This is a genomic window from Micromonospora sp. NPDC047521, from assembly GCF_055587305.1.
The window spans coordinates 13,501-35,303 of record NZ_JBVJGN010000001.1; the positions used below are offsets into that span (position 1 = coordinate 13,501).

Below are 21,803 nucleotides of genomic sequence, written 5' to 3' on the forward strand. Positions count from 1 at the left end.
CCTCGGGGGGTGGGTGGGGTTAGCTCAGGGCTTCGCCTGCTGGGGCCGGGGTTTCTGCGTCTACCCGGTGGGCTCGGACCTTGTGGCCGACGCTTGTCAGGCAGCGGCCGCTCGGCAGGTCGAAGCGCCAGCCGTGCAGCTGGCAGGTGAGCTGGTCACCCTCGACGATGCCGAAACGGGTCAGGTCGGCCTTCAGGTGCGGGCAGCGCCGCTGCACCACCCAGTCGCCCAGGGTGATGTCCTCGGCGTCGGTGGTGCGCTCGTGCTCGTCGTACCAGCCCTCGGCGTACTGGAGCCGCTCCTCGGACAGGCACTTGAAGAACGCGTAGACGAACTCGTTGTACTGGCCGATCCGGGCCGCCGAGAACCGGCAGGACAGGAAGAGCGAGTTGACCCAGTCCACCTCGTCGATGAACAGCAGGTGCTCGATCAACGCCCGGTCGGTCCGGAACCGGTAGCGGACCTTCTCGTCCGCGTACGGCCGGACCTCCTTGCCCGGGAAGTCCACCACGATCGACTCGACGCTCTCGCCGTCGTAGCCGACCAGGTCGAACCGCACCGGCCCGCCGACCCCCTTGGCCAGGTAGATCGACTCGTCGAGCAGCGGCTCGATGCGGCGCTTCATCTCACCGAGCACGTCCACCTCGGGGTGCCGCCAGGACGCCTTCTCCGCCTCGATGATCGGGCGCTTGCGCTCCCGCATCTCCTCCAGGTGGGCGACCTTGTTCGCGAAGAACTCCTGGACCGGCACCGGGTGGATGGTGCTCGCGCCCTCGGTGGTGACCTCGGCGACGCTGCCCGGCAGCAGCACGATCCCGTTGGTGCCGCCGACCTTCGCGTACTCCGACAGGAACACCGACTGGTCGGGGAAGATGTTGCCCTCGTCGCCGTGGATGTCGTTGAACTGCCACAGCGCGTCGTCGAGGAAGCACGGCGGGCCGGCGATCGGGAAGACGTGGTCGGCCTTCAGGTCGTCGATGTAGCGCCACGTCCGGTCGAACTGCCTGTCGCGCTTCTGCTTGCCGAACGCCGTCTTCGCGGCCTGCGGCAGCTCGTAGACCATCGGATACCAGATCGCGCCGGAGAACTGGAGCAGGTGCGCGTGCACGTGCCCCAGCTCGGCGAACACGCTCAGGTCGGTGGGGCGGGCGTCGTTCTGGTTGAGCAGCCGCACCCCGTCGTACTCGACCCAGAGCGACGAGTCGCCGATCGGGCCGTCGGTCGGGCTGGTCAACGCTTGGATCATGACCTTCAGGCCGCCGGGCAGCTCCACCACCTGCTCGTTGGGCGCCTTGAGGAACTTCGTGAAGCCCAGCGCCCGGAACTCGTCCTCCATCTCCGAGGTGGGGAACTCGGGCAGCAGGACGGTGGCGTCCTTCGAGACGAAGTCCCGCAGGTGCTTCGCGTCGAAGTGGTCCCGGTGCAGGTGGGAGACGTACAGGTAGTCGACCTGCCCCAGGGTCTCCCAGTCGAGCAGGGAATTGTCAGGGAAGGGGAACCACGAGGCGAAGTACGCCGGGTTGACCCACGGGTCGCACAGGATGCTGCCCGCGGCCGTGTCGATCCGCATACTGGCGTGCCCGGTTCCGGTCACTCGCACCGCACAGTCCCCCTCAAACAGACAATCAGGTGTACGCCAAACGCTACCGGAGGGAGTCTGACCGCCGCCCCGCGACGCCGGTAGTGTCGTTCCGCCCGCCCTCAAGGGGTCGGAAGGCCCGCCCCGCCGCCGGTCAGTTCGCGGCCGGAAACGTCCAGCTGCGACGGGACGGGTCGGCCCCACGCCAGGCGTCCATCAGGCGGGGGATCTCGTCGGTCGGGGCCGCCACGTTCACCTGCTGCGCGCCACCGACCTGGTGGTCCGCGTCCTGCGACACGTTCCCCTCGCTGCAGCAGGAACAGATGAACCGCACTCCGCTGGCCGGCTCCGCCGCGTACCCGTGCTTGTCGAACAGCGCCGCCAGAGCACGGACGTCCTCCGGCGTCGCGGCCGTGACGTGGACGGTGGCCGTCGGCAGCGCGGACGCCCGGAACAGCAGCAGCTCGTCGAAGACGGAGTACGTCCGCCCGTCCACCACACGCTCCCCGTTCGGCGCGCCGTCGTGCACCACGACCTCACCGAACCGACGGCCCGACTCCGGGGTCGGCACGTTCAGCACCCGGGCTCGGGTGGGGCAGAGCCGCTGCGCCCAGACCACCTCGTTGGTGCCGGCCGGACCGAGTCGGATCGGAGTGACTCCGAAGTCCGCGACGATCTCGCCGTCGCCGTCCGGCACGGTCAGTCCGAAGCCTCGCCAGGCGTACCGCGCGGTCGCCCAGTCCTCCATGATCGTCGCCGCGATGCCGAGGTTCCAGAAGGCCGGATCCTGCGCGTCACGGTCCGCTCGGGCGGCCGCCTCGCGGCCCAGCTCATACGCCTTCGCCCAGTTACGCAGGAACTTGTACGCCAGCGCCGCGTCGTACCACCAGACCCCTGCCCTCGGGTGGTCGGGGTGTCGCCGCGCCAACCGCTCCAGAAGTTCGCCCGCCTGCGGCCAGTCCTCGGACTCCCACGCCTCGTAGGCTGCCTTCAGCAGCTCCCGATCCTCCTCGCGGGTCACGTCGTCCCCTCCATCTGGTCGGACCCTGCGCCGGGCCCGGCACGAGGCGTGCCAGACTAACCAAAGATCCGATCGCGAGGGAAGGACCGACAGTGGCAGGAAGCGAGCCGGTAACGTCGCCAGACCAGCACAAGCCTGGGCACCGGAAGGCCGGGCGCATCGGCGCGGTGCTGTCCGCGCTGGCGCTGCTGGCGATGATCTGCGGCAACCACGAGGGCAGGGTCGAGGACATCTGGCTGGTCGGCCTGGCCGCGCTGCTGCTGATCATCGTGATCGGCGACGCCGTGCTGCGGCGCAACGGTCTGCGTTCCTGAGCCCGCCGGACAACCCGGCCGGCGTACGACGAGGGCCCGCCCCCACCCGGGGGACGGGCCCTTGTCGCGTACGCGTCGGGCTCAGCGCCCGAACAGGATGTCCTGTACGTCCTTGAGCGCGGCGTCGACCTCGGCCTCGAAGTAGCCGCCGGGCACCAGGCCGAACCGGAGCGTGTCCAGGTCCTTCGGGTCGACAGGCATCGGGTTGCGGCGCTGCATGCCGCCGAGGAGGGTCTCGAAGAACCGGTCCACCTGGTCCGGGTCGTACCCACTGCCGAACCGGCGCACCTGGAAGCTGCGCCGGATCTGGTCGACCCGGTACAGGTCGCTGCCGGGCGGACCGGCCATCGGCGGACCGGCCATCGGGGGGCCGGCCATCGGGGGGCCGGCGACGGCGGGCGGGCCGGCCATCGGCGGACCACCGATGCCGGGCTGCGGCATCGGCGGCGGGCCGGCCGGACCACGTCGCATGTCACGCAGGTCCCGTTCCGGCATCCGGATCTCGGCGGTCATGTCGGCGCGACCGTGCCGGCCGGCCTCGAAACCGTCGAAGCGCGGCTCCTCCGGCGGGTAGCCGCCGGACGAACGCGGGTCGTCTGGCGGGCCGTAGCCGCCGGGCATCCGCTGGTCGTCCGGAGGGCCGTAGCCACCGGGCATCCGCTGGTCGTCGGGCGGGCCGTAACCGCCGGGGCCGGCGGGCAGGCCACGCGGGGGCACACCGTGCCCACCCATCGGGCCGCCGGGGCCCATCGGGCCGGGGCCGGCCGGGCCGCGCGGCGCGTCGTAACCGCCACGCGGGGCGTCGTACCCACCGGCGAAGGCGCCCGTGGGCTCGTCGTAGCGGCCGTACCTGTCGGGCGGGCCGGGCTGCGCCGGCATCGGCCGGGGCGGCATCGGCTGCGGGACCATGCCCCCACGGTCGTCGCGCATCGGCGGACCCATCCGGTCCGGAGGGCCCATCCGGGGGTCACCGCCGCGCCCGGCGCCGGTGCGCTCCTCCAACTCGGCCAGCTGCCGCTCGACGCGGTCCAGGTGCAGGTCGACCTGCCACTCGTCGTAGCCGTTGAACCGGACCCGGAAGACGACGTCGTGGACCTCCTGGGAGGCCACCGGCGCCCCGACCTGCCGGCCGTCGAGCGTCGCCTCGACCCGGTCGAGGAAGGCATCCACCTCGTCGACCTTGTATCCCCGGCGGAGCGCCTTGCGCCGGAAACGCTGACCCTGACTCGCCACTATGTCTCCTGGTCTCGTTCGCCACGCCCGGTCACGCCGGTGCATCTCCGGCGCGGTCGGTGTTGGTGTCGGTGTCCTCGGCGGCGGCGAGTTGGCCACACGCGCCGTCGATCTCACGACCCCGGGTGTCCCGTACGGTGGTGGACACCCCGGCGTCGCGCAAACGCCGGACGAACTCCCGCTCCACCGGCTTCGGGCTCGCGTCCCAGCGGCTGCCCGGCGTCGGATTGAGCGGGATGAGGTTCACGTGCGCCAACTTGCCGGCCAGCAGCCGCCCGAGCAGATCGGCTCGCCACGGCTGGTCGTTCACGTCCTTGATCATCGCGTACTCGATCGACACGCGACGGCCCGTCCGGGCTGCGTAGTCCCACGCTGCGTCCAGCACCTCGGCTACCTTCCAGCGCTGGTTCACCGGCACGAGTTCGTCGCGCAGATCATCATCGGGGGCGTGCAACGACAACGCAAGGGTCACAGAGAGGTCTTCGCTGGCCAGTCGGCGGATGGCCGGAACCAGGCCCACCGTGGAAACGGTGATGTGTCGCTGGGACAGGCCGAGGCCCTCCGGAGCGGGGCTGACCAGGCGACGGATCGCCGCGATCACCCGGTTGTAGTTGGCGAGTGGCTCGCCCATGCCCATGAAGACGACGTGCGACAGCCGGGGCGGTGAGCCGGCGACCGCGCCGGACGCCGCCACGCCGGCCAGGTAGACCGCCTGGTCGACGATCTCGGCGGTGGACAGGTTGCGGGTCAGCCCGGCCTGGCCGGTCGCGCAGAACGGGCAGGCCATGCCGCAGCCCGCCTGGCTGGAGATGCAGACGGTCACCCGGTCCGGGTAACCCATCAGCACGCTCTCCACGAGCGCGCCGTCGTGCAACTTCCACAGCGCCTTGCGGGTGGCGCCGTCGTCGCAGGCCAGCTCCCGGACCGGGGTCAGCAGCTTGGGCAGCAGTTGGTCGGCCAGCCGCTCCCGGGTCGCCGCGGGCAGGTCGGTCATCGCCTGCGGGTCGCGGACGAGCCGCCCGAAGTAGTGGTTGGAGACCTGCTTGGCGCGGAACGCCGGCTCACCCAACTCGGCGACCAACGCCTGGCGGCCCGCCAGGTCCAGGTCAGCGAGGTGCTGAGGGGGCATGGAGGCCCGGCGCGCGGCGGGGGCGTCCGAGATGGCGGGGATCAGCGGCAGGCTCGTCATGGCTGGTCCAGTGTGTCACGCCTGGGGCGGCACACACCCGTCCGGAGGTGCCGAACCGGTCCCGACCGCCGGATCGGGAAGACCGGGGCGCGGTGATCCATGCCTCACCCCACCACCGGCACGAAGATCGCCAGCAACAGGTAGGCGGTCGGCACCGCGAACAGGATCGAGTCCAGGCGGTCCATCAGCCCGCCGTGCCCGGGCAGCAGGTTGCTCATGTCCTTGACCCCGAGGTCCCGTTTGATCATCGACTCGGCGAGGTCACCGAGGACCGCCGCGCACGAGACGGCCACCCCGAACAGCGCGCCCCACCAGGGCGCCACCTCGAACATCAGCCACAACAGCAACGCGCTGCCCAGGGCCGCCGCGGTGACCGAGCCGGCGAAGCCCTCCCAGGACTTCTTCGGGCTGATCGACGGAGCCATCGGGTGCTTGCCGAACGAGACGCCTGCCGCGTACCCGCCGGTGTCGGAGAGGACCACCGCGACGAGGGTGGCCAGGATCCGCAGCGGACCGTCGTCGGGCGCCGCCGCCAGCAACGCCGCGAACCCGGCGAGGAACGGCACGTACACGGCGATCAGGGTGGCGGCGGTCAGATCCCGCTGGAAGCCGGCCGGCCCGTCACCCAGCCGCCAGATCATGGTGCCCAGCACGGTCACCAGCAGCCCCAGGCTGAGCGCGTCCGGGCCGGCGAACCAGGCCAGGCCCACGGTCAGCACGCCACCGGCGATCAACGGCACCAGCGGCGGGTGCGCGCCGCTGCGTCGGACCGCCCGGGCCATCTCCCACATGCCGATGGCGACGGCACCGGCCAGCACCGCCAGGAACGCCAACGGGTAGACCACCAGCGGCACCACGATCAGCGCGCCGAGGCCCAGCCCCACACCGATCGCCGCGGGCAGGTTGCGGCCCGCCCGCCCGGTGCCCAGCTGCTGGGTGGCCGGCCGGTCGACGCTGGCCCGACGTCGGCCCTTCGGCCGCCGGCCGGCCGGTGGCACGGGATCGGGCTCGGTCACCGGATCGACGTCCGGCCCCAGCTCGGCCCCGATGGGGGCGATCTGAGCGGTCGGATAGTCGGTGTCGTCGTCGAGGCGGCCCGGTCCGCCGAACGGCTCCGGGCCGTCGTACCGGCCGGGCTCGTCGTACCGCTGCGGGCCGTCGTGACGGGTCGGAGCGTCGCGGCCGGCGGACGGCCGGTCAGCGAACCGACCGCCACGGCGGTCGTCGTACCGGTCGGGTTGGTTCCGGTCGCGCTCGTCGAAACGGTCGTCCGGGCGGGTCGTCCGGCCGCGCTCGTCGTACGGGTCGGCCGGCACCGGCTCGGCGTACGGGCGGGTGCGTGGCTCCGCGTACAACTCAGGGCCGGGCGGGCGGCGACTCCACTGGCCCGCCTCGATCTCGGGCTCCGGCCAGGGCAGCGCCACCGGACGCTCCGGCCGGTCCCAGCCGCGCGGCTCTCCCACGTAGGGGTCGGAGTGGGACATCACGCACCGCGACGTGGCTCGAGAACGACCACATGACGCAAGACCACAACCATCCCCTACACGCGCGATGTTCCTCCGATTGACCGCCCCGACGGTCGGTCGATTCCCGGTGTTCACCGCCCGGTGGTCGGGAATCCTGCCGAGCCTACTGCACCCGCCGTCCGGGCGAGGCGGACGAGGGCGGCCCCCGCAGCACTCCCCCGGCGTGTGCCGGACGCGGGCGAGGCCCGCCCCGGGAGCCGGGTCGGGCCTCGTCGCAGCGTACGGATGCCGGGGTCACACCTCGAGAAGCTCGGTCTCCTTGTGCTTGACGAGGTCGTCGATGCTGGCGACGTACCGCTGGGTCAGGTCGTCCAACTCCTTCTCGGCACGACGACCGTCGTCCTCGCCGGCCTCGCCGTCCTTGACGATCCGGTCCAGCTCCTCCTTGCCACGGCGGCGGACGTTGCGGATCGCCACCTTGGCCTCCTCGCCCTTGTGCCGAGCCACCTTGATCATGTCGCGGCGGCGTTCCTCGGTCATCTGCGGGAGCAGGATGCGCAGCTGGTTGCCCTCGTTGTTCGGGTTCACCCCGAGGTCCGAGTCGCGGATCGCCTTCTCCATCGCGTTGATCTGCGAGTTGTCGTACGGCTTGATGATGGCCATCCGCGGCTCGGGGATCGCGACGGACGCCATCTGGGTCAGCGGCGTGGGCGTGCCGTAGTAGTCGATAATGATCTTGGAGAACATGGCGGGGTTGGCGCGGCCGGTGCGGATGGCGCCGAACTCCTCCTTGGCGTGCTCAACCGCACGCTCCATCTTCTCCTCGGCCTCGAGGAGGGTGTCGTCGATCACCGGTCTCCTCGCCTCCTTCTGTGCTCGTCGTGGGCTCTGCTGAAAGTCGTCAGGCGGTGATCAGGGTGCCGATCTTGTCGCCACCCACCGCGCGGATGATGGTGTCGTCACCCTGCGCGCCGAAGACCAGCATCGGCAGGCCGTTCTCCATACAGAGGCTGAACGCCGCCGCGTCGGCCACCCGCAGGTTGCGGCGCAGCACCTCGGAGAAGGTGATCGAATCGAGCTTGCTGGCGGTGGGGTCGATCCGCGGGTCGGCGGTGTAGACGCCGTCCACGCCGTTCTTGCTCATCAGCACCACGTCGGCCCGGATCTCCAGCGCCCGCTGGGCGGCCACCGTGTCGGTGGAGAAGTACGGCATGCCCGCGCCGGCGCCGAAAATGACCACGCGGCCCTTCTCCAGGTGCCGGATCGCCCGCAACGGAATGTACGGTTCGGCGACCTGGGCCATCGTGATGGCGCTCTGCACCCGGGTCTCGATGCCTTCCTTCTCCAGGAAGTCCTGCAACGCGAGGCAGTTCATCACGGTGCCGAGCATGCCCATGTAGTCGGCGCGGGCCCGGTCCATCCCCCGCTTCTGCAACTCGGCGCCGCGGAAGAAGTTGCCGCCACCGACGACCACGGAGACCTGCACGCCGCGACGGACCACTGTCGCGATCTGCCGGGCGATGGCCTGGACGACGTCCGGGTCGACGCCGATCGCGCCGCCACCGAACACCTCACCGGAGAGCTTCAGCACCACCCGGCGGGCACGCCCCGGCGGCGGTGCCGTCGGATCGTCCACCGCCAGCGTCCGGTCACTCACAACCTGCGTCATCCGCCCCGCCCTTCCCCACGCGCACGCCCCGTGCGGCGCATACCGCGAACCTGCCGCTGCCGACCCTATGTGACGAGGAGGCCGCGGTGCCTGTCACGTACACCGGCGGCCTCCTCGTCGACGTCTTGCGCCCACGGGCGCGCGCGGCGCCCGGCGGCGGCTCAGGCCTGGCCGACCTCGAACCGCACGAAGCGGGTGACCTCGATGCCGGCCTCGGCCAGCACCTGCTTCACCGACTTCTTGTTGTCGGCCACCGACGCCTGCTCGACGAGGACGTAGTCCTTGAAGAAGGCGTTCACCCGACCCTCGACGATCTTCGGCAGGGCCGCCTCGGGCTTGTTCTCCTCGCGGGCGGTCTGCTCGGCGATGCGCCGCTCGGACTCGACGACCTCGGCCGGAACCTCGTCCCGGGTGAGGTACTTCGGCCGCATCGCGGCGATCTGCATGGCCACACCACGGGCGTCGGCGTCGCCCGCCTCGTCGGACTTGCCGGTGTACGACACCAGCACGCCAACGGCCGGCGGCAGGTCCTGGGCCTTGCGGTGCAGGTAGACCGCGGTGGTGCCCTCGACCTTGGCGAACCGGTTGAGGACCAGCTTCTCGCCGATCTTGGCGGACTGCTCCTGGATCAGGTCGGCGACGACCTTGCCGTCGAGCTCGCTGGCGAGCAGCTCCTCGGCGGTGTTCACGCCGGACCGCTCACCGTGCTCGACGAGCTGCTGGGCCAGCGCGATGAACGACTCGGTCTTGGCGACGAAGTCCGTCTCGCAGTTCAGCTCGAGCAGCGCCTTGCCGGAGTGGGCGACCAGGCCGTTGGCGGCCGTACGACCGGCCCGCTTGCCGACGTCCTTGGCGCCCTTGACGCGCAGGATCTCGACGGCCTTGTCGAAGTCGCCCTCGGCCTCGGTCAGCGCCTTCTTGCTGTCCATCATGCCGGCGCCGGTGAGGTCGCGGAGCTTCTTGACGTCCGCGGCGGTGATTTGGGACATGGCTCTCTCTTCGGTGTTGAGACGGCGTGTGGATGGTCAGAGGTGCCGGTTACCCGGATCCGGGCGGATCGTGCCCGGCGTACCGCCGCTGCCCGCCGTCCGCGAAAACGGACGGCGGGGCAGCGACGGCGCGGTCACTCCGCGGTGGCGGCCGCCGGCTGCTCGGTGGCGGCCTGCGCCGGCTGCTCGGCGGCGGCGGGCTGCTCGGCGGCGGCAGCGGCCGGCTGCTCGGCCGGGGCGGCCGACTCGTCGGCCTTCTTCGGCTCCAGCAGCTCGCGCTCCCACTCGGCCAGCGGCTCGTCGCTCGCGACACCCTCGGGCTTCTCGTCCCCGCCCCGGCGACGGCCGGAACGCGCGATCAGACCGTCCGCGACGGCGGCGGCGACGACCTTGGTCAGCAGCTCGGCCGAGCGGATCGCGTCGTCGTTACCCGGGATCGGGAAGTCGACCTCGTCCGGGTCGCAGTTGGTGTCCAGCACCGCGATCACCGGGATGCCCAGCTTGCGGGCCTCGTCGACGGCGATGTGCTCCTTCTTGGTGTCGACGATCCAGACCGCGGCGGGGAGCTTCTGCATGTCCCGCAGACCACCGAGGGTGCGGGTCAGCTTGATCTTCTCGCGGGAGAGCTGGAGCGTCTCCTTCTTGGTGTAACCGGCGGCGGTGCCGCTGAGGTCACCCAGGCCCTCCAGCTCCTTCATCCGCTGGAGCCGCTTGTACACGGTCTGGAAGTTGGTGAGCATGCCACCGAGCCAGCGGTGGTTGACGTACGGCTGGCCGACCCGGGTCGCCTGCTCGGCGATGGCCTCCTGGGCCTGCTTCTTGGTGCCGACGAACAGGATGCTGCCGCCCTCGGCGACGGTCCCACGCACGAACTCGTACGCCTTCTCGATGTAGTCGAGAGTCTGGCGCAGGTCGATGATGTAGATGCCGTTGCGCTCGGTCATGATGAAGCGCTTCATCTTCGGGTTCCAGCGGCGGGTCTGGTGCCCGAAGTGGACACCGCTCTCCAGCAGCTGACGCATGGTCACGACGGCCATGGTTGGGTTACTCCTCAAGATCCCTGGTTGTCACGCCCGGCCGGTGGCCGGGCGTCCTGGTGCCTGGTCGCCGGCCCATGGTGGGCCCGATCAGGATCGGGACCAGGGAGGCCGTCGCTCCACGACGATTTCGTGAAGAGGGCACGCGAGGTCGACCGCGCAAGGCGGTCGCCAGTCGACAAGTGTACGCCCCTTGACCGCCCACCCGTCTCGGGGTGTTGACCGGCGCGCAGGTGATCGCCACTGGGCTTGATCGCTCGGTCACCAGGCCTGGATCGTGCGCTCGCCCCCGCATGGCCGGCTTGATCGCGCTACTTCACGGAAATAGTGGCCTCCGCGTCGCTGGAGGCCACTATTTCCTGGTTGTTGTGTGGATCATCAGCCGTGCGGACGGCTCGCTCGGGTCAGCCGGCGGCGAGCGCGGCGGCCACGAAGAGCACCAGGCCGACGGTCAGGTAGGCCGTCGGCGGGCGCAGCCAGCCACGGCCGGAGTCGGAGAGCGCGAGACCGCCGGTCCGCAGCCCGTACAGCCCGGTCGCGAGGATCGGCAGGCCGGCGACCAGGGCGATGCCCGCCACCACGTTTCCGGCGGACACCGGGTCGCCTGTCACGCCGGCCAGCAGCACCCGCAGCGCCGGCACCTCGAAGACCAACACCAGCAGGGCGAAGAGCACCGCCAGCACCGGCCGGCGGGTCCGGTACACGCCGTCGGCGACCGGGGGGTACGCAGGCGACTCGACCACGGGCGGGTCGACACGGGGACCGATACCGGGCATCGGGCCGGTCGGCATCTCCAGCGGGTGCGGCGTCTCGCCGGCGCCCCGGGTCGGTTCGATGATCGGGTATCCGCCGAGCGGGGCGGGCCGGGTCTGGTCGGCGAGCACCGCGGCGGGTGGGGTGTCCGCGACGACCTCCGGCGCTGCGGTGGTCAGCGGGGTCGGGGCCTGCTCCCGGGCCGCCCGACGACCGGGCAGCTCACCCGAGGTCTCCGAGGGATCCCGATCCGCCCTGCGCGAGCGGGTTGCCCGGTAACCCTCCCCCTCCGGCCGCGCGTCACCAAGCGGGTCGACCGCGCCGAACCGTCCCGAGTCGGACTCGGGCGTACCGAAGCGGGGCGCCGGGGCGTCGACAGCACCGAAGCGCCCGGAGTCCGGCTCCGGCGTACCGAAACGACCCGCGTCCACCGCCCCGAAGCGGCCCGAGTCGGGCTCCCGGCGGCGACCGGCGCCGGTGTCCTCGTCGTACCGGCCGCCGTCCGCGCCACGCTGCTCGGGAACCTCGCTGTCCCCGTATCGCGGTTCACCCGCCGCACGCCACTCCGCCTCGCCGTAGCCGCGACCCCGTTCGTCGGGATACCAGCGCGACTCCTGATCTTCGGAAAAGCTCCGTCGTCCGTCCACGTCCGGCACCGTATGCGACCAGCCACGGCCGCGCCATTTCGGCCCGCCCCGCCCCGCCACCAGCGGCGAGGGTCGGCCCCTCGATCCGCGGCATAGCACGGCGCGGGCTTGATCGTCCGGTCGTCCACAGGTCGCCCCTTGTCCACAGGTGCGGGGACCACGGGTCGCGGCGCCCCCCGCCCGGCGGGCAGCGTGCCGGGCATGACGAAGCGGAACCAGGCCGTCGGGGCGTACGGCGAACGGTGCGCCACCCGGCACCTCACCGAGGCGGGGCTGCGCCCGGTCGCCCGGAACTGGCGCTGCCCGGCCGGGGAGATCGACATCATCGCCTGGGACGGGCCGGTGCTCGCCTTCTGTGAGGTGAAGACCCGCCGGGGCGACGACTTCGGCACACCGGCCGAGGCTGTCGTACCGGCCAAGGCACGTCGGTTGCGCGGTCTCGCCGCGCGGTGGCTCGCCGAGACCGGCACGAACGCCGACGAGGTGCGGTTCGACGTGCTCTCGGTACGGCTGCCCGACAGCGGTCCGGCTCAGGTCGACCACCTCAAGGGCGCGTTCTGAGATGCGCACCGACCGGGTCGGTGACGCGCCGTGAGCTACGCGAAGGTGCTGTGCGTGGGGCTGGTCGGGGTCACCGGCCACCTGGTCGAGGTCGAGGCCGACCTGGCCGCCGGGCTACCGGCCGTGGTGATCTCCGGCCTACCGGACACCGCCCTGCACGAGGCGCGGGACCGGGTCCGCGCCGCCGTGGTCAACTCCGGCCAGCGCTGGCCGAACCGCCGGATCACCCTCAACCTGTTGCCCGCCACACTGCCGAAGTTCGGTTCGGCCTTCGACCTGGCGATCGCCGCCGCGCTCCTGGGCGGCTCTGGTGAGCTGCCGCTGCTCCCGCTGGAGGGGGTGGTCATCCTCGGCGAACTGGGACTGGACGGGACGGTTCGGCCGGTGCGGGGCGCACTCCCGATGGTCGCCGCCGCGGCCCGCGCCGGCGTCGGGCGGGTGATCGTGCCGGCCGGCAACGCCGCCGAGGCCGCGGTCATCCCCGGCGTACGCGTGCGCGCGGTCGACACCCTGCACCGACTTGTCGCCTTCGTCCGCGACGGCACCCCGCTGATCGAGCCACCGGAGACGACTCCGACATTCGACGCCGGCGGCCCGGATCTCGCCGAGGTCGCCGGGCAGCAGTTGGGGCGGCGCGCGTTGGAGGTCGCCGCCGCCGGCGGGCACCACGTGGCGCTGCTCGGCCCGCCCGGGGCGGGCAAGACGATGCTGGCCGAGCGGCTGCCGTCGATCCTGCCGGAGCTGGACGACGACGCGGCGCTGGAGGTGACGGCGCTGCACTCGGTGGCCGGGCTGCTGCCGCCGGGCGGCCACCTGCTGCGCCGTCCGCCGTTCCAGGCGCCGCACCACACGGCCAGTGTTCCGTCGCTCGTTGGAGGTGGCTCGGGGCTGGCCCGGCCCGGGGCGGTGTCGCTGGCCCATCGCGGGGTGCTCTTCCTCGACGAGGCCCCCGAGTTCAGCAAGGCCGCGCTGGAGGCGCTGCGCCAGCCACTGGAGAACGGCCGGATCCAGCTGAGCCGCAGCGGCGGTGGCACCGAATACCCGGCCCGGACCCAGCTGGTGCTGGCGGCCAACCCGTGTCCGTGCGCGAAGCCGTCCGGCGACGCGCACTGCGAGTGCACGCCGCTGGTACGCCGCCGCTACCTGGGCCGGCTCTCCGGCCCGCTGCTCGACCGGATCGACGTGCAGGTGCGGCTGATGCCGGTCCGGGCGGCGGAGCTGATGGCGTCCGGCGCAGACGCCGAGTCGTCGGCCACGGTGGCCGCGCGGGTGGCGGCGGCCCGCCGGGCGGCGGCCACCCGTTGGGCCGGTCTGGGCCGGAGGCTCAACGCCGAGGTGGACGGCCCGCACCTGCGCCGGCCGCCGTGGCGGCTGCCCGCCCGGGTCACCGCCGAGTTGCGTGGCCGGCTCGACTCCGGCTCGCTGTCGGCGCGCGGCTTCGACCGGGTGATCCGGATGGCGTGGACGATCGCGGATCTGGACGGTCGGGACCGGCCGGATCTGGACGACGTCCGTGAGGCGACCCAACTACGGACGGGGGAGGCGACGTGAGCGCCGACGAGGAGAGCCGGCTGGCCCGGGTGGCGCTGACCTGGCTGGCCGAGCCCGGCACCAGGGTGGTGCACCGGCTGGTCGAGCGGTTCGGGCCGGTGGCGACACTGGATCTGCTGCTCGACGGCGGCAGCCCGGACGGCTGGCTGCACGCCACCGTGGCGGCGCGGTCGGCGACCGGCGACGCCCGGGCGGTCGCCGCCGAGGCGCTGGAGCGGGCGCAACGGCTCGGGGCGCGGCTGGTCACCCCCGACGACGAGGAGTGGCCGACCCGGGTCGGTGGGCTCGCCGAGCTGCGACTTCCCGACGTGACCCGCCGGGTGGACGGCGAGACCGCGCCGCCGCTCTGCTTCTGGGTACGCGGGGGCTGGCCGCTCGGCGAGGCGCTGGAGCGTTCGGTGGCGGTGGTCGGCGCGCGGGCGGCAACCGGCTACGGCCAGCACGTCGCCACCGAGATGGGGTACGGGTTGGCCGAGCGGGACTGGACAGTGGTGTCCGGCGGCGCCTTCGGCATCGACGCGGCCGCCCACCGGGGTGCCCTGAACGCCGGCGGGTTGACCGTCGCGGTGCTGGCCTGCGGCGTGGACCGGCCGTACCCGATGGGCAACACGGCGCTCTTCGACCGGATCGCCGACACCGGCCTGCTGGTCAGCGAGTGGCCACCGGGCGCCGAGCCGCTGCGGCCCCGGTTCCTGATCCGCAACCGGGTGATCGCCGGGGGCACGCTGGGCACAGTCGTGGTGGAGGCGTCGGCGCGCAGCGGCGCGACGCAGACCGCGCGGCGGGCCATCCACACCGGCCGGGTGGCCATGGTGGTGCCCGGGCCGGTGACCTCGGCCATGTCGGTCGGCGCGCACGAACTGCTCCGCGACCAGCCCAAGGCACGGCTGGTGACCGGTGTAGCACACGTGCTGGAGGAGGTGGGCCGTATCGGCGCGGACCTGGCTCCGCCGGCCCGAGGCCCTCAGCGTCCGACCGACGCGCTTGACGACGACACCCGGTCGCTGCTGGAGGCGCTTCCCCGCCGGGGCGCAATGGGCGTGGACAGGCTCGCCGGCCGCGCCGGCGTCGACGTGCGGACCGCGCTGCGCAAGCTGTCGCTGCTGGAGCAGCTGTCCATGGTGGTCCGACGCGAGGACGGCTACGCCCTCGTCCCGCCCGCCAGGGCCAAGGCCAAGCAGGGCACCTGAGCGGGGCGACGGGTGCGCGGACGGACCGGTACGGTCCACGGTCATGGGTGCGATCAGGCCGTGGCACATCGCCACGCTGTGCTGTCTTGTCACGTCCGCCGTCCTCATCGGCGGTGTGGTCCTGTTCCTCGTCAGGCGGTCGAACCGCCGTTAGGCAGAGGTGGCATCGGCGTGCCGGCGGCGCGGAACACCCGGCCGTACGCTGGTGCCGTGCCAGCTGTCAGTGGGGGTGCCCGTGCCGTGCGGCGGGCATCCACGCGGCCACGATCGGCGCGTCGGCGATGAGCCGGTCCGCCCGGGGCACCCGGGCCACCCACCAGGAGCTCCCGCCGGCGCTGCGCGATGCGGTGGACGACTTCGCCGACCACCTCTCCCGGGTCCGTAACCGGTCGGCGCACACCGTCCGGGCGTACGTCACCGATGTCGTGTCGCTGCTCGACCACGCCGTCCGGATGGGCTGCGTCGAGCTGGGCGAGCTGGACCTGTCGGTGCTGCGCAGCTGGCTGGCCCGGCAGCGGACCACGGGCGCCGCCCGTACGTCGCTGGCCCGGCGGGCCGCGTCGGCGCGGGCGTTCAGCGCCTGGGCGCACCGCGCCGGCCTGCTCCCCGCCGATGTGGGTGCGGCGCTGGCCAGCCCGCGGGCGCACCGGGAGCTGCCCAGCGTCCTGCGCGCCGACCAGGCCGCCGCCCTCGTCGAGGCACCCTCCCGGCGGCCGACGACCACCAACGACACCACCACCAACGACACGACCACAGCGGCGGTGACCGCAGGCGGGATGGGCACCGAGCGCGCCACCGTGACGGAGGCGACCGCCGACGGCGCTGGCGCGAAGACCGCTGACACGGCGGGCGGGCCGGCGGCCGAGGCGGTGCTGCTGCGCGATCGGCTGCTGTTGGAGCTGCTCTACGCCACAGGGGTACGGGTCAGCGAGGCCTGCGGGCTGGACATCGGGGACGTCGATCACGGCCGGCGGGTCGTCCGGGTGTTCGGCAAAGGCGGGCGGGAACGCTCGGTGCCGTACGGGGTGCCGGCGCAGCGGGCCCTGGACGAGTGGCTGCTCCGCGGCCGGCCGGTGCTGGTCGGCGCCCACTCGGGCAGTGCGCTGCTGCTCGGCGCCCGGGGTGGTCGGCTCAACCCGACGACCGCGCGCACGGTCGTCGGTGGGTACGCCGAGGCCGCGGGTCTACCCCGGACGAGCCCGCACGGGCTGCGCCACTCCGCGGCCACCCATCTGCTGGAGGGCGGCGCGGACCTGCGCGCCGTGCAGGAGTTGCTCGGCCACTCGTCGCTGGCCAGCACGCAGATATACACGCACGTCTCGGTGGAACGGCTGCGTGCCGCCTACCGCCAGGCGCACCCACGCGCCTGATCAACGGCCCGGAGCACGGAACGCCAGGCGGTTACGATCATCGGGTGAGCGTCCCGCAGCCTCCCGAGCCGATCCCGGGCGCCCGCCTGCTCTTCTCCCTGGACCCGGCGGTCAGCTACCTCAACCACGGCGCGTTCGGTGCGGCGCCGATCGCCGTGCAGCGGGCCCAGCAGCGGCTGCGCGACGAGATGGAGGCCAACCCGCTGCGCTTCTTCACCCAGGGGCTCGTCGACCGGATCGCGCACACCCGCCGACACCTCGCCGGGTTCCTGGGCGCCGACCCCGAGGGCAGTGCCCTGGTCGGCAACACCACCACGGGCGTCGCCGTGGTGCTCCAGTCGATGGGCTTGAAACCGGGCGACGAGGTGCTCACCACCGACCACGGGTACGGGGCGGTGACCCTGGCCATCCAGCGGGAGTGCCGGCGGTCGGGGGCGGTCAACCGGGTCCTGCCGATCCCTCTGGCCGACACCGACGAGCAGATCGTCCAGGCCATCCGGACCGGCCTGCGCCCGGGACGGACACGGCTGCTCGTCATCGACCAGCTGACCTCGGTCACCGCCCGCCTCTTCCCGACCGCCGCCATCGTCGCCGTGGCCCACGAACACGGTGTGCCGGTCCTGGTGGACGCCGCGCACGCCCCGGGCATGCTCGCCACGACGGTGAGCAGCGTCGGCGCCGACTTCTGGGCGGGCAACCTGCACAAATGGGGGTTCGCCCCGCGTGGGACGGCGCTGCTGGCGGTGGCGCCGGGGTGGCGGGACCGGATCGAGCCGTTGGTGGTCTCCTGGGAGCAGGACGCCGGTTACCCGGCCCGGGTCGAATGGCAGGGCACCCTGGACTACACGTCCTGGTTGGCCGCCCCTACCGGCCTGTTCACGCTGCGCAGTCTCGGCGTCGACAGGGTACGGGCGCACAACTCCGCGCTCGCCGCGTACGGCCAGCGGGTCATGGGGGACGCGCTGGGGGTGCCCCCCGCGCAACTGCCCGACCCCGGCGGACCGGGGGTGTCCATGCGTCTCATTCCGTTGCCCGCCGGCATCGCCACCACCATCGAGGCGGCCCGGGCCCTGCAGACACGGATCAGCGAGCGGCTCGCCGCCGAGGTCGCCGTGATCGGCTGGAACGGCAGGGGATGGCTGCGGCTCGCCGGTCAGGTGTACAACACCGCCGGCGAGTACGAACGGCTGGCCGTGCGGTTGCCGGCCCTGCTCGCCCAGCGCTGACGGTCCGCTAGCCGGTGAAGTAGGCGGCGCTCTGCGCGTCCGCCGGGTAGTAGGACTCGATAGCGATCTCGTCGACCGTGATGTCGGTGGGGGTGCCGAACGTGGTGATTGTCGAGAAGAGCCGCACCTCCCGACCGCCGATCCGGAGGATCATCGGGATCACCACGTCGGCGTCGACCCGATTGTCGACCGGGTCCTCGGGCAGGGGGTTGAGCAGTTCCTCGTAGAGCGCGGTGAGTTCCTCGTCGGGGGCGGCGGCGAGCTGGCGGGAGACCCGACTGCGGAACACGGCGCGCACGTCGGCCAGGTTGACGACCAGGGGCGCGAACCCGCGCGGGTCCAGGCCCAGCCGGATCAGGTTCACCGGTGGCCGCAGCAGGTCGGGGGCGACATGCGCGAAGAACGGGTCGACCGCGCGGTTGGTCAGCACGATGTTCCACCGGCGGTCGAAGACCAGCGCCGGGAACGGCTCGTGCGCCTGAAGGACCCGCCGGACCGCATCGAGGGCGGCCGACAGGGCGGTGTCGTCGAGGGGGCGTTCCGCGTACCGGGGCGCGAAACCGGCGGCGAGCAACAACCGGTTGCGGTCACGCAGCGGCACGTGGAGCTGGTCGGCGAGCCGGAGGATCATGTTCGGACTGGGCCTGGACCTGCCGGTCTCGACGAGGCTGACGTGCCGGGCGGAGACATCCGCGGCGATCGCCAGGTCGAGTTGGCTGAGCCCTCGGCGCTGCCGCCACTGCCGCAGAAGTTGCCCGACGGTGTGCACGGTCAGGAGCGTACTCATCGTCGTGCCGGACGCCATGACATGCGATGTCATCGACAACCGGACGGGCCGGGCAAACACTTGCGCCCATGACGACCGAGAACAAGGCCATCGTCCACACTGCACTCGCGGGGCTGGTCGAAACGGGTGACGTCGACACGCTCGCCTCGTTCCTGAGCGAGGACTTCGTTCACCATCGACCGGATTCGACAACCTCGACGAGGGCCGAGTGGCTCGCCGCTGTCCGAGCGGCGTCAGCCCCGACCGCCGGGATGCGTGTCGAGATCCTGCACCTGCTGGCCGAGGGTGACCACGTCGTGGTGCACTCGCGGCGCCGACTGCCCGACCCGGGGCCGGAGATCGTGGTCGTGGACGTCCTGCGTGTCACCGACGGGCTCATCGCCGAGGTGTGGGAGGTCATCGAACCGGTGGCCCACGCGGCAGCCAACGCGTCGTGGTGGCAGTCAGCTCGGCACTGACCGCCGACGAGCGGCGTGGCCGGTCGGCGGGGCCGGTCGGCGGGGCCGGTCGGCGGGGCCGGTCGGCGGGGCCGGTGCCGGCGAACCCGGTGCCGGCGACCGGGAACAGCCGCACCGGACCGAGGCCGAGCAGCGCCAGTGGGTCCAGGTATTCGTCGCCCCGGCGCAGACCCCAGTGCAGGCACGCTTCGGTCGGGCAGCGCGGATGCCCCGGCAGCAGCTCGCCCAGCGGCGCGCCGGCGGTGACCGGCTGGCCGGGGCGCACGGCCGGCCGTACCGGCTCGTGGGTGGTCCGCAGCCCCCCGGCGTGCCCCACGGTGACCACCGGGCGGCCGGCCACCAGTCCCGCGAAGAGCACAGTGCCCGGCCCGGCGCTGCGGACCACCGCGCCCGCCGGGGCGGCCAGGTCGACGCCCCGGTGCCCGGCCAGCCATGGCCGGGGCGGTGGGTCGAATCGGCGTACCGGGGCCGGCGGGCCGTCGAGCGGCAAGCGGAACCGCTCCGGGGCGATGTCCACCGCAGAGGACGCCGGCACCGCCCGCGGCGGTGGGTGGCCCGGCGCTGGCGCCACGAGCACGGTAAGCCCGCAGAGGTGCACGGCCAGCACGAGAGCGAACGCGGCCCGGAGCAGGACGGTGCGGCCGACCGAGCCGGCACGGCGGACGGATGACTGTGGCATGACGGCAGCCTCCGGCCACTGCCTGATCGTCCGCCACCCCGCGCCGCAACGCTGTGGACAACCGGAGGTGCTGTGGACGAGCACCCGTACCCGTCGATGATCTGCTATGTCCCGCCGCTCGCGGACGCTGCCTAGGCTGGGCCGATGACGAAGGACTGGCTCTCCTGGCACGACGACTACGACAGGCCGGGTTCGGCGTTGGCCGCCCGCCTCGCCGAGGTGCGCAAACAGGTCCGGGCGGCTCTCGATCGGGCGCCCGCCGGGCCGCTGCGGGTGATCAGCGCCTGCGCCGGTCAGGGGCGGGACCTGATCCCGGTGCTCGCCGCGCACCCCCGCCGGGACGATGTGACCGCCCGCCTCGTCGAACTCGACCCGCGCAACGTCGCGCTGGCGAAGGACGCCGTCCACGCGGCCGGGTTGACGGGCGTCCAGGTGGTGGCGGGCGACGCGGCGGCGACCGACGCGTACGCCGATCTGGCGCCGGCCGACCTGGTGCTGTTCTGCGGGGTGTTCGGCAACGTGCCGGACCCCGACATCCGGGCGACCGTCGGGTACTGCGCCGCGCTCTGCGCGAGCGGCGGCACGGTGATCTGGACGCGGCACCGGGGCGAGCCCGATCTGGTGCCCACCATCTGTGACTGGTTCGCTAAGGAGGGTTTCGCGCAGGTGGCGGTCAGCACCCCGGCGGACCGGGTGGGTGTCGGCGTACACCGGCTCGTCGGCGAGCCCCGGCCACTGCCGCGAGGCGTGACGATGTTCCGCTTCCTGGCCGACTGAACCCCGCCGCCCGGACGGCCGCCGGCCGCCGTCGCGGTCGAACGCCGGGCCGTGCCCGCGTCGACGGCGAGGGCCTAGGCTGGGCCGGTGCGGCGCGCGCCGCCGGCCGGACCAGGGAGGCCCCCCACATGACCAGTGTCGATGACCGGATGCCGACCCTGGACGAGGTGAGCGGCCCGTCGAGGCTCGCCGGGCCGGACGAGGCGATCAGCGCGGAGGAGTTGCAGCTGGCCGCCCGCAACCACGGCATCCCCCTGGAGGCGCTGCGGTACGACGTCACCCCGGCCGGCCTGCACTACCTGCTGATCCACTACGACATCCCGGAGGTGGACGCGGCCACGCACGCGCTGACCGTCGGCGGCGCCGTCGACCGGCCGTTGACAGTCAGCCTGGCCGAGCTGCGCGAACGCCCCCGGGTCACCCACCAGGTCACGCTTGAGTGCGCAGGCAACGGCCGTGCGCTGCTGCACCCGCGGCCGGTCAGCCAGCCGTGGCTCGTGGAGGCCGTCGGCAACGCGGAGTGGACGGGTACGCCGCTGGCGCCGCTGCTGCGCGACGCGGGCCTCGGGCCGGACGCGGTCGACGTGGTCTTCACCGGCGCCGATCACGGCGTCGAGCGCGGGATCGAGCAGGACTACCAGCGGGCGCTGCCGGTAGCCGACGCGCTGCGCGACGAGGTGCTGCTGGCGTACGAGATGAACGGCGCTCCCCTGCTGCCGCAGCACGGCGCCCCGCTGCGGCTGATCGTGCCCGGCTGGTACGGCATGGCGCACGTGAAGTGGCTGCACTCGGTGGAGGTCCGGACCGAGCCGTTCGAGGGCTACCAGAACGCGGTGGCGTACCGGCTGCGCCGCGACGCCGACGACCCGGGTGTGCCGGTGACCCGGATCGAGCCCCGCGCGTTGGTCCGCCCGCCCGGCTTTCCCGACTTCATGTCCCGCCGCCGGGTGGTGCGGCCCGGGCCGTGCACTGTGGATGGTCGGGCCTGGTCGGGGCACGCGCCTGTGGTCGCCGTGGAGGTGACCACGGACGGCGGCGGGAGTTGGGCGTCGGTCGAGCTGGACCCGTCGGACGGTGGTGACTTCGCCTGGCGGCGGTGGCGGTACGAGTGGACCGCCACGCCGGGCCGGTACGTGCTCGGCGCGCGGGCGACCGACGCGTCCGGGCGGACCCAGCCGGTGGAACAGCCGTGGAACCGGGGTGGTTTCGCCAACAACCTGGTACAGCGGGTCGAGGTAGTGGTGCCGGCCGAGTGACAGGCGGGTCAGGCCACGGGTGGGGGGCCCGGGGCGTGGCCCGGTGGTGCG

At 72.8% G+C, this 21,803-nt stretch carries 20 protein-coding genes and 2 pseudogenes; 10 read left to right on the top strand and 12 right to left on the bottom strand.

Going from position 1 to position 21,803, the window contains the following annotated elements; genetic code table 11:
* Positions 1-19: 19 nt before the first annotated feature.
* On the bottom strand, positions 20-1,600 hold the full coding sequence (locus tag ACZ6N8_RS00055; RefSeq protein WP_466006589.1) for a Rieske 2Fe-2S domain-containing protein: 1,581 nt from the start codon (positions 1,598-1,600) through the stop codon (positions 20-22).
* A gap of 133 nt (positions 1,601-1,733) precedes the next feature.
* Positions 1,734-2,600, bottom strand: a complete 867-nt coding sequence (locus ACZ6N8_RS00060) for a tetratricopeptide repeat protein (protein WP_466006590.1) — start codon at positions 2,598-2,600, stop codon at positions 1,734-1,736.
* A 92-nt stretch (positions 2,601-2,692) separates the two neighbouring features.
* Between ACZ6N8_RS00060 and ACZ6N8_RS00065 the strand changes: the two genes are divergently transcribed.
* Positions 2,693-2,914 carry a DUF2631 domain-containing protein gene (locus ACZ6N8_RS00065; RefSeq protein ID WP_151490290.1) on the top strand — a complete coding sequence of 74 codons (222 nt, stop codon included), beginning with the start codon at positions 2,693-2,695 and terminating at the stop codon, positions 2,912-2,914.
* An 81-nt stretch (positions 2,915-2,995) separates the two neighbouring features.
* On the opposite strand, the gene ACZ6N8_RS00070 is transcribed toward ACZ6N8_RS00065, so the two are convergent.
* The 8 genes from ACZ6N8_RS00070 to ACZ6N8_RS00105 form a co-directional block, all read right to left on the bottom strand.
* Positions 2,996-4,147 (bottom strand): DivIVA domain-containing protein, encoded by a 1,152-nt coding sequence (locus ACZ6N8_RS00070; RefSeq protein ID WP_466006591.1) that lies wholly within the window; start codon positions 4,145-4,147, stop codon positions 2,996-2,998.
* A 31-nt stretch (positions 4,148-4,178) separates the two neighbouring features.
* Positions 4,179-5,336, bottom strand: coding sequence for a dual-specificity RNA methyltransferase RlmN (gene rlmN, locus ACZ6N8_RS00075; protein WP_364366780.1), 1,158 nt, complete (start codon positions 5,334-5,336; stop codon positions 4,179-4,181).
* A gap of 104 nt (positions 5,337-5,440) precedes the next feature.
* Complete coding sequence (locus tag ACZ6N8_RS00080; protein ID WP_466006592.1) at positions 5,441-6,820, bottom strand: phosphatidate cytidylyltransferase; 1,380 nt, start codon at positions 6,818-6,820, stop codon at positions 5,441-5,443.
* A 276-nt stretch (positions 6,821-7,096) separates the two neighbouring features.
* On the bottom strand, positions 7,097-7,654 hold the full coding sequence (gene frr / locus ACZ6N8_RS00085) for a ribosome recycling factor (protein ID WP_121655235.1): 558 nt from the start codon (positions 7,652-7,654) through the stop codon (positions 7,097-7,099).
* A 49-nt stretch (positions 7,655-7,703) separates the two neighbouring features.
* On the bottom strand, positions 7,704-8,471 hold the full coding sequence (pyrH, locus tag ACZ6N8_RS00090) for a UMP kinase (protein ID WP_151490294.1): 768 nt from the start codon (positions 8,469-8,471) through the stop codon (positions 7,704-7,706).
* A gap of 161 nt (positions 8,472-8,632) precedes the next feature.
* The gene (tsf, locus tag ACZ6N8_RS00095; protein ID WP_139586974.1) at positions 8,633-9,460 is read right to left on the bottom strand and encodes a translation elongation factor Ts; all 828 of its coding nucleotides are present in this window, start codon (positions 9,458-9,460) and stop codon (positions 8,633-8,635) included.
* Between the two features lie 134 nt (positions 9,461-9,594).
* A complete protein-coding gene (gene rpsB, locus ACZ6N8_RS00100) occupies positions 9,595-10,497 on the bottom strand; it encodes a 30S ribosomal protein S2 (protein ID WP_357990942.1) in 903 nt (300 codons plus the stop codon).
* Positions 10,498-10,901: 404 nt separating this feature from the next.
* Positions 10,902-11,897, bottom strand: coding sequence for a hypothetical protein (locus tag ACZ6N8_RS00105; RefSeq protein ID WP_466006593.1), 996 nt, complete (start codon positions 11,895-11,897; stop codon positions 10,902-10,904).
* Between the two features lie 201 nt (positions 11,898-12,098).
* On the opposite strand from ACZ6N8_RS00105, the gene ACZ6N8_RS00110 reads away from it, so the two are divergent.
* From ACZ6N8_RS00110 to ACZ6N8_RS00135, 6 genes and pseudogenes are all read left to right on the top strand, one after another.
* A complete protein-coding gene (locus tag ACZ6N8_RS00110) occupies positions 12,099-12,458 on the top strand; it encodes a YraN family protein (RefSeq protein ID WP_364366793.1) in 360 nt (119 codons plus the stop codon).
* 30 nt (positions 12,459-12,488) lie between these two features.
* Positions 12,489-14,009 (top strand): YifB family Mg chelatase-like AAA ATPase, encoded by a 1,521-nt coding sequence (locus ACZ6N8_RS00115; protein WP_466006594.1) that lies wholly within the window; start codon positions 12,489-12,491, stop codon positions 14,007-14,009.
* Positions 14,006-15,199: a DNA-processing protein DprA gene (gene dprA, locus ACZ6N8_RS00120; protein ID WP_466006595.1), complete on the top strand. Its 1,194-nt coding sequence runs from the start codon at positions 14,006-14,008 to the stop codon at positions 15,197-15,199. Before ACZ6N8_RS00115 ends, dprA begins: the two co-directional genes overlap by 4 nt.
* Before the next feature lie 281 nt (positions 15,200-15,480).
* Positions 15,481-15,898 (top strand): annotated as a pseudogene (locus ACZ6N8_RS00125) (site-specific integrase); the annotation flags it as partial.
* Positions 15,899-16,068: 170 nt separating this feature from the next.
* Positions 16,069-16,569 (top strand): annotated as a pseudogene (locus tag ACZ6N8_RS00130) (tyrosine-type recombinase/integrase); the annotation flags it as partial.
* A gap of 44 nt (positions 16,570-16,613) precedes the next feature.
* Positions 16,614-17,795 carry an aminotransferase class V-fold PLP-dependent enzyme gene (locus ACZ6N8_RS00135; RefSeq protein ID WP_466006596.1) on the top strand — a complete coding sequence of 394 codons (1,182 nt, stop codon included), beginning with the start codon at positions 16,614-16,616 and terminating at the stop codon, positions 17,793-17,795.
* A 7-nt stretch (positions 17,796-17,802) separates the two neighbouring features.
* On the opposite strand, the gene ACZ6N8_RS00140 is transcribed toward ACZ6N8_RS00135, so the two are convergent.
* Positions 17,803-18,582: a helix-turn-helix domain-containing protein gene (locus ACZ6N8_RS00140; RefSeq protein ID WP_466006597.1), complete on the bottom strand. Its 780-nt coding sequence runs from the start codon at positions 18,580-18,582 to the stop codon at positions 17,803-17,805.
* 68 nt (positions 18,583-18,650) lie between these two features.
* Here ACZ6N8_RS00140 and ACZ6N8_RS00145 point away from each other — a divergent pair, with 68 nt between their 5' ends.
* The gene (locus ACZ6N8_RS00145) at positions 18,651-19,040 is read left to right on the top strand and encodes a nuclear transport factor 2 family protein (protein ID WP_466006598.1); all 390 of its coding nucleotides are present in this window, start codon (positions 18,651-18,653) and stop codon (positions 19,038-19,040) included.
* Here ACZ6N8_RS00145 and ACZ6N8_RS00150 read toward each other — a convergent pair.
* Entirely contained in the window at positions 18,979-19,719 is a 741-nt protein-coding gene (locus ACZ6N8_RS00150; protein WP_466006599.1) for a murein hydrolase activator EnvC family protein, read from the bottom strand. The genes ACZ6N8_RS00145 and ACZ6N8_RS00150 overlap by 62 nt on opposite strands.
* Positions 19,720-19,863: 144 nt before the next feature.
* On the opposite strand from ACZ6N8_RS00150, the gene ACZ6N8_RS00155 reads away from it, so the two are divergent.
* Together ACZ6N8_RS00155 and ACZ6N8_RS00160 are read left to right on the top strand one after the other, a co-directional pair.
* Positions 19,864-20,496 (top strand): methyltransferase domain-containing protein, encoded by a 633-nt coding sequence (locus tag ACZ6N8_RS00155; RefSeq protein ID WP_466006600.1) that lies wholly within the window; start codon positions 19,864-19,866, stop codon positions 20,494-20,496.
* Between the two features lie 128 nt (positions 20,497-20,624).
* A complete protein-coding gene (locus ACZ6N8_RS00160) occupies positions 20,625-21,752 on the top strand; it encodes a sulfite oxidase (protein ID WP_466006601.1) in 1,128 nt (375 codons plus the stop codon).
* Positions 21,753-21,803: the final 51 nt, after the last annotated feature.

What these genes read in the sequence shown, in the direction of transcription:
- rlmN (WP_364366780.1), bottom strand. Translation starts at nt 5,336, where the DNA reads ATGACGAGCCTGCCGCTGATCCCCGCCATCTCGGACGCCCCCGCCGCG.
- ACZ6N8_RS00080 (WP_466006592.1), bottom strand. Translation starts at nt 6,820, where the DNA reads ATGTCCCACTCCGACCCCTACGTGGGAGAGCCGCGCGGCTGGGACCGG.
- pyrH (WP_151490294.1), bottom strand. Translation starts at nt 8,471, where the DNA reads ATGACGCAGGTTGTGAGTGACCGGACGCTGGCGGTGGACGATCCGACG.
- tsf (WP_139586974.1), bottom strand. Translation starts at nt 9,460, where the DNA reads ATGTCCCAAATCACCGCCGCGGACGTCAAGAAGCTCCGCGACCTCACC.
- rpsB (WP_357990942.1), bottom strand. Translation starts at nt 10,497, where the DNA reads ATGGCCGTCGTGACCATGCGTCAGCTGCTGGAGAGCGGTGTCCACTTC.
- ACZ6N8_RS00110 (WP_364366793.1), top strand. Translation starts at nt 12,099, where the DNA reads ATGACGAAGCGGAACCAGGCCGTCGGGGCGTACGGCGAACGGTGCGCC.
- ACZ6N8_RS00140 (WP_466006597.1), bottom strand. Translation starts at nt 18,582, where the DNA reads ATGAGTACGCTCCTGACCGTGCACACCGTCGGGCAACTTCTGCGGCAG.
- ACZ6N8_RS00145 (WP_466006598.1), top strand. Translation starts at nt 18,651, where the DNA reads ATGACGACCGAGAACAAGGCCATCGTCCACACTGCACTCGCGGGGCTG.
- ACZ6N8_RS00150 (WP_466006599.1), bottom strand. Translation starts at nt 19,719, where the DNA reads ATGCCACAGTCATCCGTCCGCCGTGCCGGCTCGGTCGGCCGCACCGTC.
- ACZ6N8_RS00155 (WP_466006600.1), top strand. Translation starts at nt 19,864, where the DNA reads ATGACGAAGGACTGGCTCTCCTGGCACGACGACTACGACAGGCCGGGT.
- ACZ6N8_RS00160 (WP_466006601.1), top strand. Translation starts at nt 20,625, where the DNA reads ATGACCAGTGTCGATGACCGGATGCCGACCCTGGACGAGGTGAGCGGC.